Below are 15,022 nucleotides of genomic sequence, written 5' to 3' on the forward strand. Positions count from 1 at the left end.
AACATATCCGCCCGGATAATTAATAAAACCGAATATGAAGATAAGGCACCAGATGAAGTTATGGTTAGCAATGGTTTGTTTGTTCCCCGTATTATTGAAAGCGCAATCGATCAATAATTTCAACAATAAAGGCGAACAATTAACCAAGTTTAGCAAGCTGGGCGATGCCGTTGACGCGCACGATGGCGAGATAGCCTACTTTAATGGTGTTTACTATTTGTACGGTACCAGTTATGGTTGTGGTTTTGAATGGGGACATAAAGACGCGCCATTTTGCGGATTTATGGTCTACTCATCAAAAGACATGGTGACGTGGACAAACAAGGGCATGCTGTTTGATGCTTCGACACCTATATGGCAAACCCGCTGCAATGGCAATACTTATGGGTGCTTTCGTCCGCATGTTATCTACAATAAAAATACTAAGCTATATGTGCTTTGGATCAATGTTTATGATAACCAGGTTGGCTACCGGGTATTCACCAGCAAAACCCCGGTTGGGCCTTTTATAGAAAAAGATCAGCCCAAACTCGCCGTTAATGGCACCGCCCCTGTTGCCGGCCTAAACAATGGCGACCATGACACTTTTGTAGATGATGACGGCACCGCCTACCTGGCCTATACCGACTGGCGCGCAAAAGGCGCCATAGCTATAGAGCAATTAAGTGCCGATTACTTAACCGGCATGGGTAAAGTTGTACAAGCGGTAACCGCCGCCCGTACTGAAGCGCCTGCACTGTTTAAGCGCAAAGGTATTTATTACCTGGTTTACTCTGACCCAAATTGTGGTTATTGTTCGGGTACCGGCGCATCATATCGTACGGCTAAGTCACCATTAGGGCCGTGGTCTGACGGGATAAAGATCAGTGATAACTCTTGTGGCGGGCAGCCATCGTTTGTATCATCTATCAAACTAAAGTCGGGCGATGTATTCCTGTTCGGCAGTGATTTGTGGAACAAGGCGGCTAAAAATGAGTCGCTGGCTAACTATTACTGGGCCCCGCTAAGTTTTGCTGCTGATGGTTCTATTAACCCGATAGTTTGCCAAAACACGGTAGCCATACCATCGGCAGTAAATAAAAAAAACAAGCCAACTAACTATGCGCCAGGATGTGATATTAGTAATGGTATTAAGCGCACCCAAACATTTAAAGCGACAAAAACAGGGTTATTAAGCGAGGTAAGTATATCAGCATTTAAAAATACCTATCCGGATGCTGATCTGCTAATTGAAATAGGAGAGGCAGGCAACGACAAAACGCTAAGTTCATCAACTATCAAAGTTGATAAAATGAGCTGGTCGCCAAAGAATATGATTATCCATCCAAAAATAAAAATTACAGCAGGTAAAAGCTATACTATAGCAATAAGCTCAACTACAACAAAGGGATGTTTCGGGTTAGAATATGACAGGTCGACAAAGGATAGCGCCGAACCTGGATTCTTATATCAAACAAGTATAACGGCCCGTTAAGTCAGGCTGTTATACTTGTTTGTGATTTACGCCATAGCGTATAGTTCGTCTTTTTGTTTTTGTACGGCATCGCTGTTGATGTATTCGTCATACGTCATCAGTTTATCGATGATACCCCCTGGTGTTAGCTCTATAATACGGTTAGCAACGGTCTCCACCAACTCATGATCTCGCGAGGTGAACAGGATAGTGCCTCTAAAGTCCTTCATGCCATTATTTAGGGCAGTGATAGATTCCAGGTCCAGGTGATTGGTAGGCTCGTCAAACATCAGCAAATTGGCCGATTGCAGCATCATGCGGCTAAACATGCAACGCATTTTTTCGCCACCTGATAATACACTGCTTTTCTTCAACACTTCCTCGCCCGAAAATAGCATCCGGCCCAGGAAACCACGAATAAACTGATCATCCTTTTCGCCCGGCGAATACTCGCGCAACCAGTCGATCAGGTTATCGTTCTTACCCTTGAAGTAATCTGTATTATCCATCGGGATATCGGCAGGGTTAATGGTTACGCCCCATTTAAATTCGCCTTTATAATCCTTATCACGACCGGTTAATATATTGTAAAAAGCAGTAGTGGCTAAACTGTTGTTGGATAGCACCGCGATCTTATCGCCTTTATTAACCATTAAACGGATGTCGCTAAATAAGGTCTCGCCATTTAGTTTTTTGCTTAAACCTTCTATCTGTAAGATTTGGTCGCCGGCCTCACGGCCAAGGTTGTTAAATATAATCCCCGGATATTTACGGTTTGATGGTTGGATCTCATCCAGGTTGATCTTATCCAAAGCCTTTTTACGACTGGTAGCTTGTTTTGATTTTGACGCATTCGCGCTAAACCTGCGGATAAACTCCTGCAACTCTTTAACCCTGTCCTCAGTCTTTTTATTCTGATCAGAACGTTGTTTCAAAGCCAACTGGCTCGATTCGTACCAGAATGAATAGTTACCAGTGTAGATAGTCATTTTAGCAAAGTCGATATCCACCACATGCGTACATACGGTATCCAGGAAGTGCCTATCGTGAGATACAACTAATACAATAGCTTCGTAACTTGCCAGAAAATCTTCTAACCAGCTAACGGTATGGATATCCAAATCGTTGGTAGGCTCATCTAATAGCAATATATCGGGGTTGCCAAAAAGTGCTTGTGCTAATAACACACGTACTTTTTGAGTGTTATCTAAGTCTTTAACTAATTGGTAATGAAATTCTTCTTTAATGCCTAAGTTACTTAATAGGGTAGCGGCATTGCTTTCTGCGTTCCAGCCATCCATTTCGGCAAAAAGGTTTTCCAGTTCGCCGGCACGTTCGCCATCGGCATCGCTAAAATCTTCTTTTAAGTAGATGGCATCCTTTTCTTTCATGATGGCATACATCTCTTTGTGTCCCATCATCACTGTTTCAATGACAGTAAATTCATCAAACGCGTAATGATTTTGGCTTAAAACCGCCATACGTTCGCCGGGGGTAAAGCTTACCTGCCCGCCGGTGGGGTCAATTTCGCCCGAAAGTATTTTAAGGAATGTTGATTTACCCGCACCGTTGGCACCAATAATGCCATAACAGTTACCCTGGGTAAATTTTAAGTTAACGTCTTCAAATAATGTACGCTTACCGTAGCGTAAAGATAGATTGGATACCGAGATCATGCTGCACCTGTAATTTGGCGCAAAGGTAAGGATTTTTAAAGATTAGCGGGTTAAAGATTAGAGATTAGTTATTAAAGACGGTACTGGCTTATTATGCTAACACTTTCTTTAATGTATTAACTTCATGATCTGCTAGTTTTTGCAGTGGGCCTGATGCCATCATTTTCATCATCATATTTAACTCGGCATTTATGGTGAAGGTAACAGCGGTTGTGTCGCCATTAACTGCTAGATCCCATTTAAGCTGTACAGCAAAAGGCGGTTTGCCGGTGGCGATGATGTTGATTGCCTTATTTTCAACACGTCCTGAGATCTTTAGAGAAAGATAAGTCATGTTTTGGATATTGAAACTGGCTTCATCTACAGTAGAGGTCCAATCCAACACACTATCAGGCATTAGCTGTTGATGATTATTAAAATCAGCTAAGAACTGATATACATCACTTACTGATTTATTTATATTTATTTTACTTTCAAAAGTAGCCATGTTTTATTCAGCAGTTTCTGTGCCCCAGGTTGACGGACTTTCGCGCCATTCTCTTAATACGTCAACATCTTTGCGAGATATGTATTGATGTTCTTCGGCATAGTTTAATAAAGCTGTATAGTTTGATAGCGTTATAAATGGACAATTAGCAGCTTTAAAATTCTCTGTTGCTATATCAAATCCATAGCTAAATATGGCGGCTAAACCAGCTACATCATAACCTGCATCGCGTAAAGCTGCAACGGCTTGCAAGCTGCTTTTTCCGGTTGATATCAGGTCTTCAATAACAACAACACGTTTGCCGGTAAGTATATCGCCCTCTATCATATTGCCTGTACCATGTTCTTTTGGTTTGGCTCGAACATAAATAAATGGCAAGCCTAACTCTTGCGCTACTAATGCGCCTTGCGGTATACCCGCGGTGGCAACCCCGGCTATACAACCAACCGATCCAAATTTTTCCTGGATGATCTTGGTTAATTGCTGCCTTATATAAGTACGTATGGTTGGATGTGAAAGCGTAATACGATTATCGCAGTATATAGGCGATTTCCAACCAGAAGCCCATGTAAAAGGATTATTAGGTTGTAATTTAATTGCTTTAATTTGCAACAGAAATTCCGCTACCTGTTGTTCGGTTTCAGTAGTATTAAACATGGCTCAAAAATACAGAATTTATATTAACCAAAAGGTTATCTTATTAACAGAATCTGAACCGAAGAAATCAGAGCATTATCAAAAGATTGATAGCCAGGCATTTGATCTTAAAATAATTTACACCTGGATACTGGCGCACAAGAATGATCTGTTTTACATATTGTGTAAGGATGCAAAATCATTCCTGAAACAAATTAAGCAAAGCGTTAATGTTATTGAGGCCGCAGGCGGTTTGGTGAAGAATGAAAACAAGGATCTTTTGTTTATCTATCGTAACGATAAATGGGATCTGCCGAAAGGCAAAATAGAAAAAGGCGAGACCATTAAGGAGGCCGCCGTACGCGAAGTAGAGGAGGAGTGCAATATTGTAGTAAGCAAACGCGGCGATAAAATATGCAAAACCTACCACGTATATATCTACAAAAACGAAGTGGTTTTAAAGAAGACCCACTGGTATAAAATGAAGGCCAAAGGGCAAAATAAACTAAAACCTCAAATAGAAGAAGGTATAACTGATGTACGCTGGTTTAAACCTAATGACATTGACGCTATTTTAACCAATACCTTCCCATCTATTTTAGATGTACTGGCAGCGATGGACTTGATTACAGAAAAGCCAAAGCTTCTTTCGGAATAAACTGCGTTACATCGCCGTTATAACGCAGTATTTCGCGCACAATGGTTGAACTGATAGACGAATAACCCGGTTTACTTACAATAAATATACTTTCAATATCGGGCGCTAAAGAGTGGTTCATTTGGGCGATAGCTTTTTCGTATTCAAAATCTGATACGGTACGAATGCCACGGATCATGTAGGCGGCACCAATACTTTTGCAGAAGTTAACAGTAAGCCCCTCGTAGGCTATTATATGTATTTTGGGTTCCGTATCAAAAACAGCGCGCAGCATTTTCTCACGGGTTTCAATACTTAAAAAGCCGGGTTTGGTACTGTTGGCACCAATGCCAATATATACTTTATCAAACAAGCCTACCGATCTTTTCACAATATCAACATGAGCTTTGGTAACCGGATCAAATGATCCCGGGAAAAGGGCTATTTTCATGATTTGCTGTATTTTACGTAAAGATAAAGCTAAAAGATCAGTTCTGTTTTATATTTTGTATAAAGCCATAATGTTTAATGCCCGGCTTATTATTAGGTATCTGATCAAAGGCCTGGTAAAGAATATACTTTTTATTTTGATCAATACCTTTAAACATACTGCCGATTACTTGTTGTATAGCATTGTTCTCTGCTTTTAAAGCAACGCTATCCGTAAGTTTAATGGTCGACTTATATTTTATCAACGGAAATATGCCCTCATGCCCGGCCTCGCCAATAAATTGGGGTTCTACAGAAAAAATTTGGGGTTTAGTTGTAACCTGGTCAATAACTACCGGGAACCTAAAACGGTTATTTGCTTCGTTTAAAATTGTAGCAGAGAAAATTCTCATCGTATCCTCATGGGTATATTTAAAAAAATCGCCTGCCGGATTAGCCAATTGTGAAGTTATAATGATCAGGTCAGTAGCATCTACTAAATTTCCTTTATCATATTCCTCTTTCGACATTTTATAATAATCGGTCGCGGTTTTATTATTTATGCTATACTCACCAATCTGTAGTACATTTATCTTCCACTCGTTGCCATACTTGCCGTAAACAACCAATATCAATCCATTTACCGGCAGATCTTTAGTTACCAGTAACGAGGTGTACATTTCCGCATTCATGGCTTTGTAGCTTACCATATAGTCGCTGATGTTTCCTTTGTTAGATAACAGTGTATCAGGCGGTCCTTTTACATGGTGCTTGGTATAATACTCGTCCAACACCTCATAATCTTTAGCTTGAAAGTTTTGTGCCGAAGTATATATCAGCGTATCTAACTTTTTGCCTGCTTTTTGAAGCAGTTTTGGTGACAAAAGTGCTTTAATACCGTTGGTATCCCGCGCCATGATCGCTTTAAAAAGCTTTTGGTTTAGTTCTGTAATTTGCTTTTTAATATCACTGTTAATATCGCCATTTACCCATACGCCCGGCGTGCCTGAGTGGCAGCTTTGCAGTGTGATAATAACGCAAAGGGTTACTAAAATATGCAATACATGTTTTTTCATTGGTTAGTATACTAATTTTTTAAAAAACGAGAATGATGAGTGTCCATACGTACGCTGCTCAACAAATGCGGGGTGATTACTTAGGTTCTGCATGGATTGATGCTCCAGAATCAATAGACCATCAGGCGACAATAGATTTTTTTCAAAAATGATCTTCGGTATCTCCGGAATCTGGTTCATATCATACGGTGGATCGGCAAATATCAGATCATATTGTTCTGTTTCAACCTGCAGGTATTTAAAAATATCGGCCTTAAAAGTTTTTATATTGGTTAAGCCGTACTGGCGGCTGGTATCTTTAACATAGTTAATGCAGTGTATGCTACGGTCAACTGCTATAACCTGTTTAGCGCCGCGTGATGCAAACTCGTAAGCAATATTGCCGGTACCGCAAAAAAGATCAAGTACCTTAATATCATCAAACTCAATTTGGTTTAGCAGGATATTAAAAAGCGCCTCTTTAGCAAGGTCTGTAGTAGGGCGTACCGGTAAATTCTTAGGCGGATTAAGCCTTAATCCCTTTAAAGTACCTCCAATGATCCGCATAATGACAATGCTGCTAAAGTCAATACCTGTTTTGAGTCTATTTGTTCAGGCAACTCTAATAATTGCGGGTTAAAGAACACTATGTGCTGGAAAAACTCGGCCAGCCGTAAGCTGTATCTATCTTCAGGCTTTAAGTTTCCGCTTAATTTTAGGTGTACGTTTTGAGCATATAGGTCTAATTCTTCAACCACTAATGAGGTAAAATAAACCAGGTCGTCTTCGTTTTTATAGTCAAAATTATTGTAAAAGCGGATTTTGCCATCTTTAAAATATAAAAATTCGGCTTTGCTATTCTCTGCATGCAGGTAAAGGTCCTGGTTTGACGGACTGTTTTGGGCGACAGCTGTTATCCAGCCTTTATTTAAGTAAACCGTATTATCCATGTCAAACTTTTGCACTGCAGATAATATCTTTTCATCGACCTTATAAATAATAAAATTTTGGTTATCCAACACCTGTGCTAAAACGCCCTCATCAGGTTTTACATCCAGCAATCGGCCATAATTAGCTATTTGATTTTTACTAAAAAGCGGCGCAGGTACTAAGGTAAACCCGTTGGCAGGTAAGCCAACAACCACTTTTTTATAAGTTGCTGTTAATTCTTCGGCCAGTTCCTGCGGGTCAGAAAGCTCATTTATACTGCAATTGGTATCCCAGGCAATTAACTGTTTCTTGTAGGTTATGGCATACGAAAATGACATAGCATCTACCTGTATTAACAACGTATAATAGTAGGCCTGGTTAAGATTAAACGATGGATCGCGGAAAGTGTAAATTTGTTCGCTCATGCTGTTAACAAAAGTAATATTTTTTGAATTACTTAATTACTTATCTGCATTTTTGTTAGGTGACAGAAACAGATCATATCCGCAAAGCTTTTCCGCATGAACCTACCGCCCAGCAACAGGAGTTATTTAACAGGCTGCATAATTTTTTATTAAAGGAGGATGGTGACGAATGTTTTATTTTAAAAGGATATGCCGGCACGGGTAAAACCACTATTGTAGGCGCGCTGGTAAAGGCGTTAAAAAGCTATAATTATAAATCGGTATTGTTGGCGCCAACCGGGCGGGCGGCTAAAGTAATTACCAGCTACTCGGGGCGTAAGGCTTTTACTATACATAAACGCATCTACCGCAAAAAAACAGCGCTAAATGTTGATGAATCATTTTCGATAGCCGATAACCTGGCCAGTAATACCCTGTTTATTATTGATGAGGCTTCCATGATATCTGACCAGATAAGTGGCAATAACCGCGATACATTGTTGTTTGACCTGGTTAAGTATGTTTATAATAAGAAGAATTGCAAGTTAATGCTGGTAGGCGATACCGCGCAATTACCGCCTGTAGGCTCTGATAACAGCCCCGCGCTGGATGAACAATTAATGAAGATTGATTTTAGCCTGAACGTGTTTAGCTACGAACTAACTGATGTGCTGCGCCAGGGAAAAGACTCGGGGATATTGTATAATGCTACACGTATTCGTGACATCATCCGTCAGGGAGTGGAGGTTATTCCGCAAATAACTACAAAAGGTTATACTGATGTTTTCAGGATGACGGGCGAGCGTTTGGAAGAAGGGTTGGAATATGCTTACAATAAATACGGTAATGAAAATACGCTGATCATCTGTCGATCCAATAAAAACGCCAACCTGTATAATAAACAAATACGTGCCCGGCTATTATGGCGCGAAGAAGAGCTAACCGGCGGCGACCAGCTAATGATAGTAAAGAACAACTACTTTTGGCTACAAGACCAGGAGGAGGGAAGCACCGCTTTTATAGCCAATGGCGACATTGCCAAAATAAGGAAAGTGCGCAAATTTGAAGAAATGTATGGTTTCCGCTTCGCGGATGTACAGCTGGAGTTTATTGATTATGCCGAGGACCCGGTTTTAGATTGTAAGGTTTTACTGGATACACTTTATTCTGAATCGCCCGCTTTACAACCTATAGATCAAAAGCGATTGTACCTGGAAGCCATGAAAGATTACGACCATATACCCAACAAACGCGCCAAGCATAATGAGTTAAAGCTGAATCCCTATTATAACGCGCTTCAAATAAAGTTTGCTTACGCTATTACCTGCCATAAAGCGCAAGGCGGCCAATGGGATGCTGTTTTTGTAGATCAGGGATATTTAACCGATGAAATGGTAAATACCGACTTTTTACGCTGGTTTTATACCGCCTGTACCCGTGCTACTAAAGAATTGTTTTTGGTAAATTTTAACGATAAGTTTTATGGCGGCCCGGTCGAGCAGCCATTCTAGCTATTTAAACAGCTTTTTTAGAAAAAAATACGCTGCTATAGCCAAAGCAAATAATATGATTACTTGCGACCAATTTGCTATGTGTTTTAAATAATACCCGGTTTCTGCAGGTTGGGCTGATAATATAATATATGCTGCTTTCATAGTTCTTAGTAATTGAATAACCGGCTAAGTCTAAGCACTAACAGGTAGTTGTATTAAAAATGTTGTGCCCTTACCTTCCACACTGCTTACGCTTATCTTTCCTTTATGACTCTCTATAATTTGCTTAACAATACTTAGGCCCAAACCGGTAGATTTCTCGCCTTTTAAACCGGTACGGCCCGCTTTACTAAAGCGTTCAAAAATATGTGGGATCATATCCTGCGGGATGCCTAATCCATGATCTTTAACCTCGATATTGATGATATTGCCTTTTTGATTTAAGTGCAATTCTACGTTGTCTGTTTCTTTCGAAAATTTAAGAGCATTGCTTATCAGGTTGTCCAACACTCGGGTAAATTTCTCCTTGCTAAGCTGCGTATACAATGGGTTAACCGAGCTAATCAGTATAATAGTAATAGGGTTCTGTATCTTCCAGGCATCTATTATACCTTTCAAGTATTGGTTAAGTTCTATCTTTTTTGTTTCAATAATGTTTATGTTCTCGTTCCTGGCAGCCTCTAACAGATCATCCAAAATATCACGAGCCTTACTGCACGATTCTTTAATCATGTTAACATTATCCTGCGTGTCCTCATCAATTTCTTCCAACTCCATCATCATCGCAATCGACTCGACAGCGCCTATAGGGTTACGCAGATCATGCGCTACCATGCCTAATACCTGGTTCTTAAATTCGCCTGCTTTTTCAATTTCAATATTCTTGCTTCTGATCTCTATGATCTGTTCATAATAACTGGCTTTGTACGAGAAAAAGTACCGGGATATTAAATAAAACCCTGATAGCAATACAACAGATATCAGCTGATCGTACAACATGCCGGTCGCATCCGCGTGAGCGTAAAGTAACAACGATGTAAAAGCTATTTCCGACAAGATCAATAGTATCAATACCTCATCATACTCGAACACACACATTACGCTGATAACAATTAATGCGATCAAATAGATGGTTAAGTTATTTCGCGGCTCGGAAGTAGCTATAAACGCCGAATACATACCGCTTAAAATGATATATAGTGAAAACAAAAACACAAACAGGATCATGCCTGCATTAGCTTTTTTTGTCTTACGTATTTGGATAACCAATAAATGACTTATCAGGTAAAATACGGGGGTAAGTATAAGATACACCCAGTTGGTAAAGTCAAACTCAGGGAAATTTTGCGCTTTGGTAATACTGATAGGCAGGGCCAAAACCAATACCCTTAATATCACATTTATTAATAAAAATATTAGTGCGCAGTTACGGATAGACAACAAATTCTGTAACGTATAATAGTTACGGAATGCTACGCGATATTTACCGGGTACGCTTTTAAAGTAATGGGTATTCAATTCAATTAATTATGGGTATCCAAAAATATAAAAAATGTGCATTGATTTATAGCTAACCTGCTTTTTTACTGTTTATTAACAACTTTTGTTAAATTAATTGGTTGTTAAGAAAACTATAATTACTTAATAAGCAATTGACAAAAAGACATACCAATTTATTATAAAATGACATTATTTCATAAATGCAGTTGTGGCAAGTATTTTGACTAAGTACAAATATGAACTTTAACAATTTTACCATAAAAGCCCAGGAAGCTGTACAAAAAGCTTCAGAAATAACATCCGGCAATCAGCAACAGGCCATTGAGCCCGCACACTTGCTTAAAGGTTTGTTATTGGTGGATGAGAATGTTATATCCTTTTTATTAAAAAAATTAAACGTTAATCTTAACCGGTTACATGATATTTTGGACGAGCAGATAGCATCGTTCCCGAAAGTTAGCGGGAGTGATGTTTACTTATCATCTACATCCAATTCGGTATTACAAAAAGCAACCGGCTACCTTAAAGAGTTTAAGGATGAATTTGTATCTGTAGAGCATATATTACTTGGTATTTTAGCTGTAAGCGATAAAACCAGTACCGCGCTTAAAGATTTTGGCGTAAACGAAAAAGATCTTAAAAAAGCTATTATCAGCCTGCGCGGGGATAACAAGGTGACTGACCAAAACGCCGAAGCAAGCTATAACGCTTTAAATAAATATGCCCGTAACTTAAATGAGTATGCCGAATCAGGCAAGCTTGACCCGGTTATTGGCAGGGATGAAGAGATACGCAGGGTTATTCAAATACTATCACGCCGTACAAAAAATAACCCTATACTGGTTGGTGAGCCCGGTGTTGGTAAAACGGCCATTGCCGAAGGTATTGCCTTTAGAATTATAAAAGGTGATGTACCCGAAAGCCTCAAATCCAAAACCGTTTACTCGTTAGACATGGGTGCCCTTATTGCCGGTGCCAAATATAAAGGCGAATTTGAGGAGCGCTTAAAAGCCGTTATTAAAGAAGTTACGCAAGCCGATGGCGAGATTGTTCTATTTATTGATGAGATACATACGCTTGTAGGCGCGGGCGGTGGCGAAGGCGCTATGGATGCCGCCAACATATTAAAACCGGCCCTGGCACGTGGCGAACTAAGAGCCATTGGCGCGACTACGTTAAACGAGTACCAAAAATATATAGAGAAGGATAAAGCCCTGGAACGCCGTTTCCAGATGGTATTGGTTGATGAGCCTGATACCGCCGATGCGATATCCATATTACGTGGATTGAAGGAACGCTACGAAGCACATCATAAAGTACGGATTAAAGACGAGGCGATAATTGCCGCGGTGGAGATGTCGCAACGTTATATCTCTGATCGTTTTTTGCCGGATAAAGCAATTGACCTGATGGACGAAGCCGCTTCTAAATTACGTTTAGAAATGGATTCGGTACCCGAGGTGGTTGATGAGTTGGACCGCCGCATTATGCAACTGGAGATTGAACGCGAAGCTATCAAACGTGAGAAAGATGATAAGCGTGTAAAAGAATTGGGCGAGGAGATAGCAAACTTATCGGCCGAGCGTGACTCGTTACGTGCTAAATGGCAAGGGGAGAAGGATGTGGTTGACGGCATTAACTTAAAAGTTGAGCAGATTGAAAACTATAAACTTGAAGCTGACCAGGCCGAACGTGCCGGCGATTACGGCAAAGTAGCCGAACTACGCTATGGCCGCATCCGCGAAGCGCAGGAAGAAGTTGAAAAATTAAAAGAAGCTTTACTGACTAATCAGTCGAATAGCCGGATGCTGAAAGAAGAAGTAACATCCGAAGATATTGCCGGTGTGGTTTCTCGCTGGACTGGTATCCCGGTTTCTAAAATGATACAAAGCGAGCGCGAAAAGCTATTGAGCCTGGAAGATGAATTGCATAAACGTGTTGCCGGTCAGCATGAAGCTATTGAAGCCATAAGCGATGCCATACGCCGCAGCCGCGCAGGTTTGCAGGATAAACGTAAGCCAATTGGTTCGTTCATTTTCTTAGGTACTACAGGCGTTGGTAAAACAGAATTAGCCAAAGCATTAGCCGAGTACTTGTTTAATGATGAACACGCTATGGTACGCATAGATATGAGCGAATATCAGGAACGCCATGCCGTATCAAGGCTAATTGGCGCGCCTCCGGGATATGTGGGTTATGATGAAGGCGGACAATTAACCGAAGCTGTACGCAGGAAACCTTATAGTGTTATCTTATTAGATGAGATAGAAAAAGCGCATCCTGATGTATTTAACATATTGCTGCAGGTATTGGATGATGGCCGTTTAACAGATAACAAAGGCCGTTTGGTGAATTTTAAAAATACCATCATCATCATGACATCAAACATCGGTTCGAACATTATCCAGGAAAACTTCCAGGATTTTGAGGATAGCGACAAAGACGAAGTAATGGCTAAAACCAAAAGCCAGTTGTTTGATCTGTTAAGGCAAACCATACGCCCTGAGTTTTTAAACCGTATTGACGAGATCATTATGTTTACACCGCTTAGCCGTGATGAGATAGGGGATATTGTGAAGCTACAGTTTAGAGGCGTACAACAAACTTTGGCCGAAATGGGCGTGGTTATCGAAGCATCAGACGAAGCACTGGATTGGCTGGCGCAATTAGGTTACGATCCGCAATTTGGTGCAAGGCCCTTAAAAAGGGTAATCCAGAAAAGGATATTGAATGAATTATCTAAACAAATACTTGCCGGTAAGATTGACAAGGACAGCAAGATCAAGTTGGATATGTTTGATAACCAGTTTGTGTTTTTGAATACTGGTGATGCTGTGGCTGAGAAATAATAATTGTCTGAACCATGATTTTAGGATTAAAAGATTTAAGGACTCTGGTAAAAATCAGCTTATTTAGTCATTGTTAAATCATTCCATCAATCACTAATTCCATCATTCACTCATTATAATTATCTTTGCGTCCGCAATGAACAAGAAAGTAGCATTTTACACGCTGGGTTGTAAACTCAATTACTCGGAAACATCAACGCTGGGACGGCTTTTTAGTAATGCCGGTTTTGATACGGTTGATTTTACCGATACCCCCGATGTATATGTTATCAATACCTGCTCGGTAACTGATAATGCGGACAAAAAGTGCAAAAAAGTAGTTAAAGAAGCATTAAAGGTATCGCCTAACGCTTATGTAACTATAGTTGGCTGCTATGCGCAGTTAAAGCCAAAAGAAATAGCCGAAATACCGGGTGTTGACATGGTTTTAGGCGCTGCCGAGAAATTTCAGATCATAGATCATATTACGGATTTAACTAAAAATCCAAAGGCGCTGGTTTATAACCAACCGGTGTCGCAAGCTAATGAATTTGTTCCCGCTTTTTCATTTGGTGATCGTACCCGTACCTTTTTAAAGGTGCAGGATGGGTGTGATTATTCCTGCTCTTTTTGTACCATCCCGTTAGCGCGCGGCGCAAGCAGGAGCGATACTATTGAAAGTGTTATTGACCAGGCAAAACAAATAGCTGCAACAGATGTAAAAGAAATTGTATTGACCGGGGTTAACCTGGGCGATTTCGGTATCATCAACGGCAACCGCGAAACTAAGTTCTTCGACCTGGTAAAAGCATTGGATGAAGTGGAAGGTATTGACCGGATACGGATCTCATCTATCGAACCCAATTTATTAACAGATGAGATCATTGAATTTGTAGCGCAATCTAAACGTTTTGTGCCGCATTTTCATATCCCCTTACAATCGGGCTCCAATAAAATATTAAGCCTGATGCGCCGCCGGTATAAGCGTGAGCTGTATGTTGATAGGGTAGCTAAGATCAAAGAGCTAATGCCAAATTGCTGTATAGGCGTGGATGTTATAGTTGGTTTCCCCGGCGAAACACGCGAAGATTTTATAGATACCTACAACTTTTTAAACGAGTTGAATATATCCTACCTGCACGTGTTTACTTATTCCGAAAGGGAAAACACCCTGGCTGCCGAAATGAGCGGCATAGTGCCCGGCTCTGCACGTGCTGATAGGAGTAAGATGCTGCATATTTTATCAGAAAAAAAACGCCGTGCCTTTTACGAGACCCAATTAGGCCGTACGGAAGATGTTTTGTTTGAAAGGGATATTAAAGAAGGTTACATGCATGGTTTTACCCGCAACTATGTAAAAGTTAAAACCAAATTCGACCCGGTATTGGTGAACGAATTAAAAACTGTCTGCTTATCCAATATTTCACCCGATGGCGATGTTGAAATAACCGAAGGCGAAGAAATATTAGTACATTAACCCTTATATTCGCTGCA

13 protein-coding genes are annotated in these 15,022 nt (G+C 40.4%); 5 read left to right on the forward strand and 8 right to left on the reverse strand.

What is annotated here, in order from left to right:
- Positions 1 to 34 precede the first annotated feature (34 nt).
- Complete coding sequence (locus JWQ34_RS04655; RefSeq protein WP_299354601.1) at positions 35 to 1,474, forward strand: family 43 glycosylhydrolase; 1,440 nt, start codon at positions 35 to 37, stop codon at positions 1,472 to 1,474.
- Between the two features lie 26 nt (positions 1,475 to 1,500).
- Here the strand turns inward: JWQ34_RS04655 and JWQ34_RS04660 are convergent, their stop codons facing one another.
- The 3 genes from JWQ34_RS04660 to pyrE form a co-directional block, all read right to left on the reverse strand.
- Positions 1,501 to 3,129, reverse strand: a complete 1,629-nt coding sequence (locus tag JWQ34_RS04660; protein ID WP_299354604.1) for an ABC-F family ATP-binding cassette domain-containing protein — start codon at positions 3,127 to 3,129, stop codon at positions 1,501 to 1,503.
- A 91-nt stretch (positions 3,130 to 3,220) separates the two neighbouring features.
- Positions 3,221 to 3,616, reverse strand: a complete 396-nt coding sequence (locus JWQ34_RS04665; RefSeq protein ID WP_299354607.1) for an SRPBCC family protein — start codon at positions 3,614 to 3,616, stop codon at positions 3,221 to 3,223.
- Between the two features lie 3 nt (positions 3,617 to 3,619).
- Positions 3,620 to 4,273, reverse strand: coding sequence for an orotate phosphoribosyltransferase (gene pyrE / locus JWQ34_RS04670; RefSeq protein WP_299354610.1), 654 nt, complete (start codon positions 4,271 to 4,273; stop codon positions 3,620 to 3,622).
- On the opposite strand from pyrE, the gene JWQ34_RS04675 reads away from it, so the two are divergent.
- On the forward strand, positions 4,272 to 4,910 hold the full coding sequence (locus JWQ34_RS04675; protein WP_299354613.1) for an NUDIX domain-containing protein: 639 nt from the start codon (positions 4,272 to 4,274) through the stop codon (positions 4,908 to 4,910). The two genes, pyrE and JWQ34_RS04675, sit on opposite strands and share 2 nt — an antisense overlap.
- On the opposite strand, the gene coaD is transcribed toward JWQ34_RS04675, so the two are convergent.
- From coaD to JWQ34_RS04695, 4 genes are read right to left on the reverse strand one after another with little or no spacing between them, the layout of a single operon-like run.
- Positions 4,879 to 5,340, reverse strand: a complete 462-nt coding sequence (gene coaD, locus JWQ34_RS04680) for a pantetheine-phosphate adenylyltransferase (RefSeq protein ID WP_299354616.1) — start codon at positions 5,338 to 5,340, stop codon at positions 4,879 to 4,881. The genes JWQ34_RS04675 and coaD overlap by 32 nt on opposite strands.
- A gap of 37 nt (positions 5,341 to 5,377) precedes the next feature.
- Positions 5,378 to 6,394 (reverse strand): hypothetical protein, encoded by a 1,017-nt coding sequence (locus JWQ34_RS04685; protein ID WP_299354619.1) that lies wholly within the window; start codon positions 6,392 to 6,394, stop codon positions 5,378 to 5,380.
- 3 nt (positions 6,395 to 6,397) lie between these two features.
- Positions 6,398 to 6,940 carry a 16S rRNA (guanine(966)-N(2))-methyltransferase RsmD gene (rsmD, locus tag JWQ34_RS04690; protein ID WP_299354622.1) on the reverse strand — a complete coding sequence of 181 codons (543 nt, stop codon included), beginning with the start codon at positions 6,938 to 6,940 and terminating at the stop codon, positions 6,398 to 6,400.
- Complete coding sequence (locus JWQ34_RS04695) at positions 6,916 to 7,728, reverse strand: DUF3822 family protein (protein ID WP_299354625.1); 813 nt, start codon at positions 7,726 to 7,728, stop codon at positions 6,916 to 6,918. The genes rsmD and JWQ34_RS04695 overlap by 25 nt, the downstream gene beginning before the upstream one ends.
- Before the next feature lie 59 nt (positions 7,729 to 7,787).
- Here JWQ34_RS04695 and JWQ34_RS04700 point away from each other — a divergent pair, with 59 nt between their 5' ends.
- Entirely contained in the window at positions 7,788 to 9,218 is a 1,431-nt protein-coding gene (locus JWQ34_RS04700) for an ATP-dependent RecD-like DNA helicase (protein WP_299354628.1), read from the forward strand.
- A 174-nt stretch (positions 9,219 to 9,392) separates the two neighbouring features.
- On the opposite strand, the gene JWQ34_RS04705 is transcribed toward JWQ34_RS04700, so the two are convergent.
- Complete coding sequence (locus JWQ34_RS04705; RefSeq protein WP_299354631.1) at positions 9,393 to 10,718, reverse strand: HAMP domain-containing sensor histidine kinase; 1,326 nt, start codon at positions 10,716 to 10,718, stop codon at positions 9,393 to 9,395.
- Between the two features lie 218 nt (positions 10,719 to 10,936).
- On the opposite strand from JWQ34_RS04705, the gene clpB reads away from it, so the two are divergent.
- Positions 10,937 to 13,549 carry an ATP-dependent chaperone ClpB gene (clpB, locus tag JWQ34_RS04710; protein WP_299354634.1) on the forward strand — a complete coding sequence of 871 codons (2,613 nt, stop codon included), beginning with the start codon at positions 10,937 to 10,939 and terminating at the stop codon, positions 13,547 to 13,549.
- A 136-nt stretch (positions 13,550 to 13,685) separates the two neighbouring features.
- A complete protein-coding gene (gene mtaB / locus JWQ34_RS04715; protein ID WP_299354637.1) occupies positions 13,686 to 15,005 on the forward strand; it encodes a tRNA (N(6)-L-threonylcarbamoyladenosine(37)-C(2))-methylthiotransferase MtaB in 1,320 nt (439 codons plus the stop codon).
- Positions 15,006 to 15,022: the final 17 nt, after the last annotated feature.

Source organism: Mucilaginibacter sp., from assembly GCF_028288185.1.
Lineage (GTDB): Bacteria > Bacteroidota > Bacteroidia > Sphingobacteriales > Sphingobacteriaceae > Mucilaginibacter.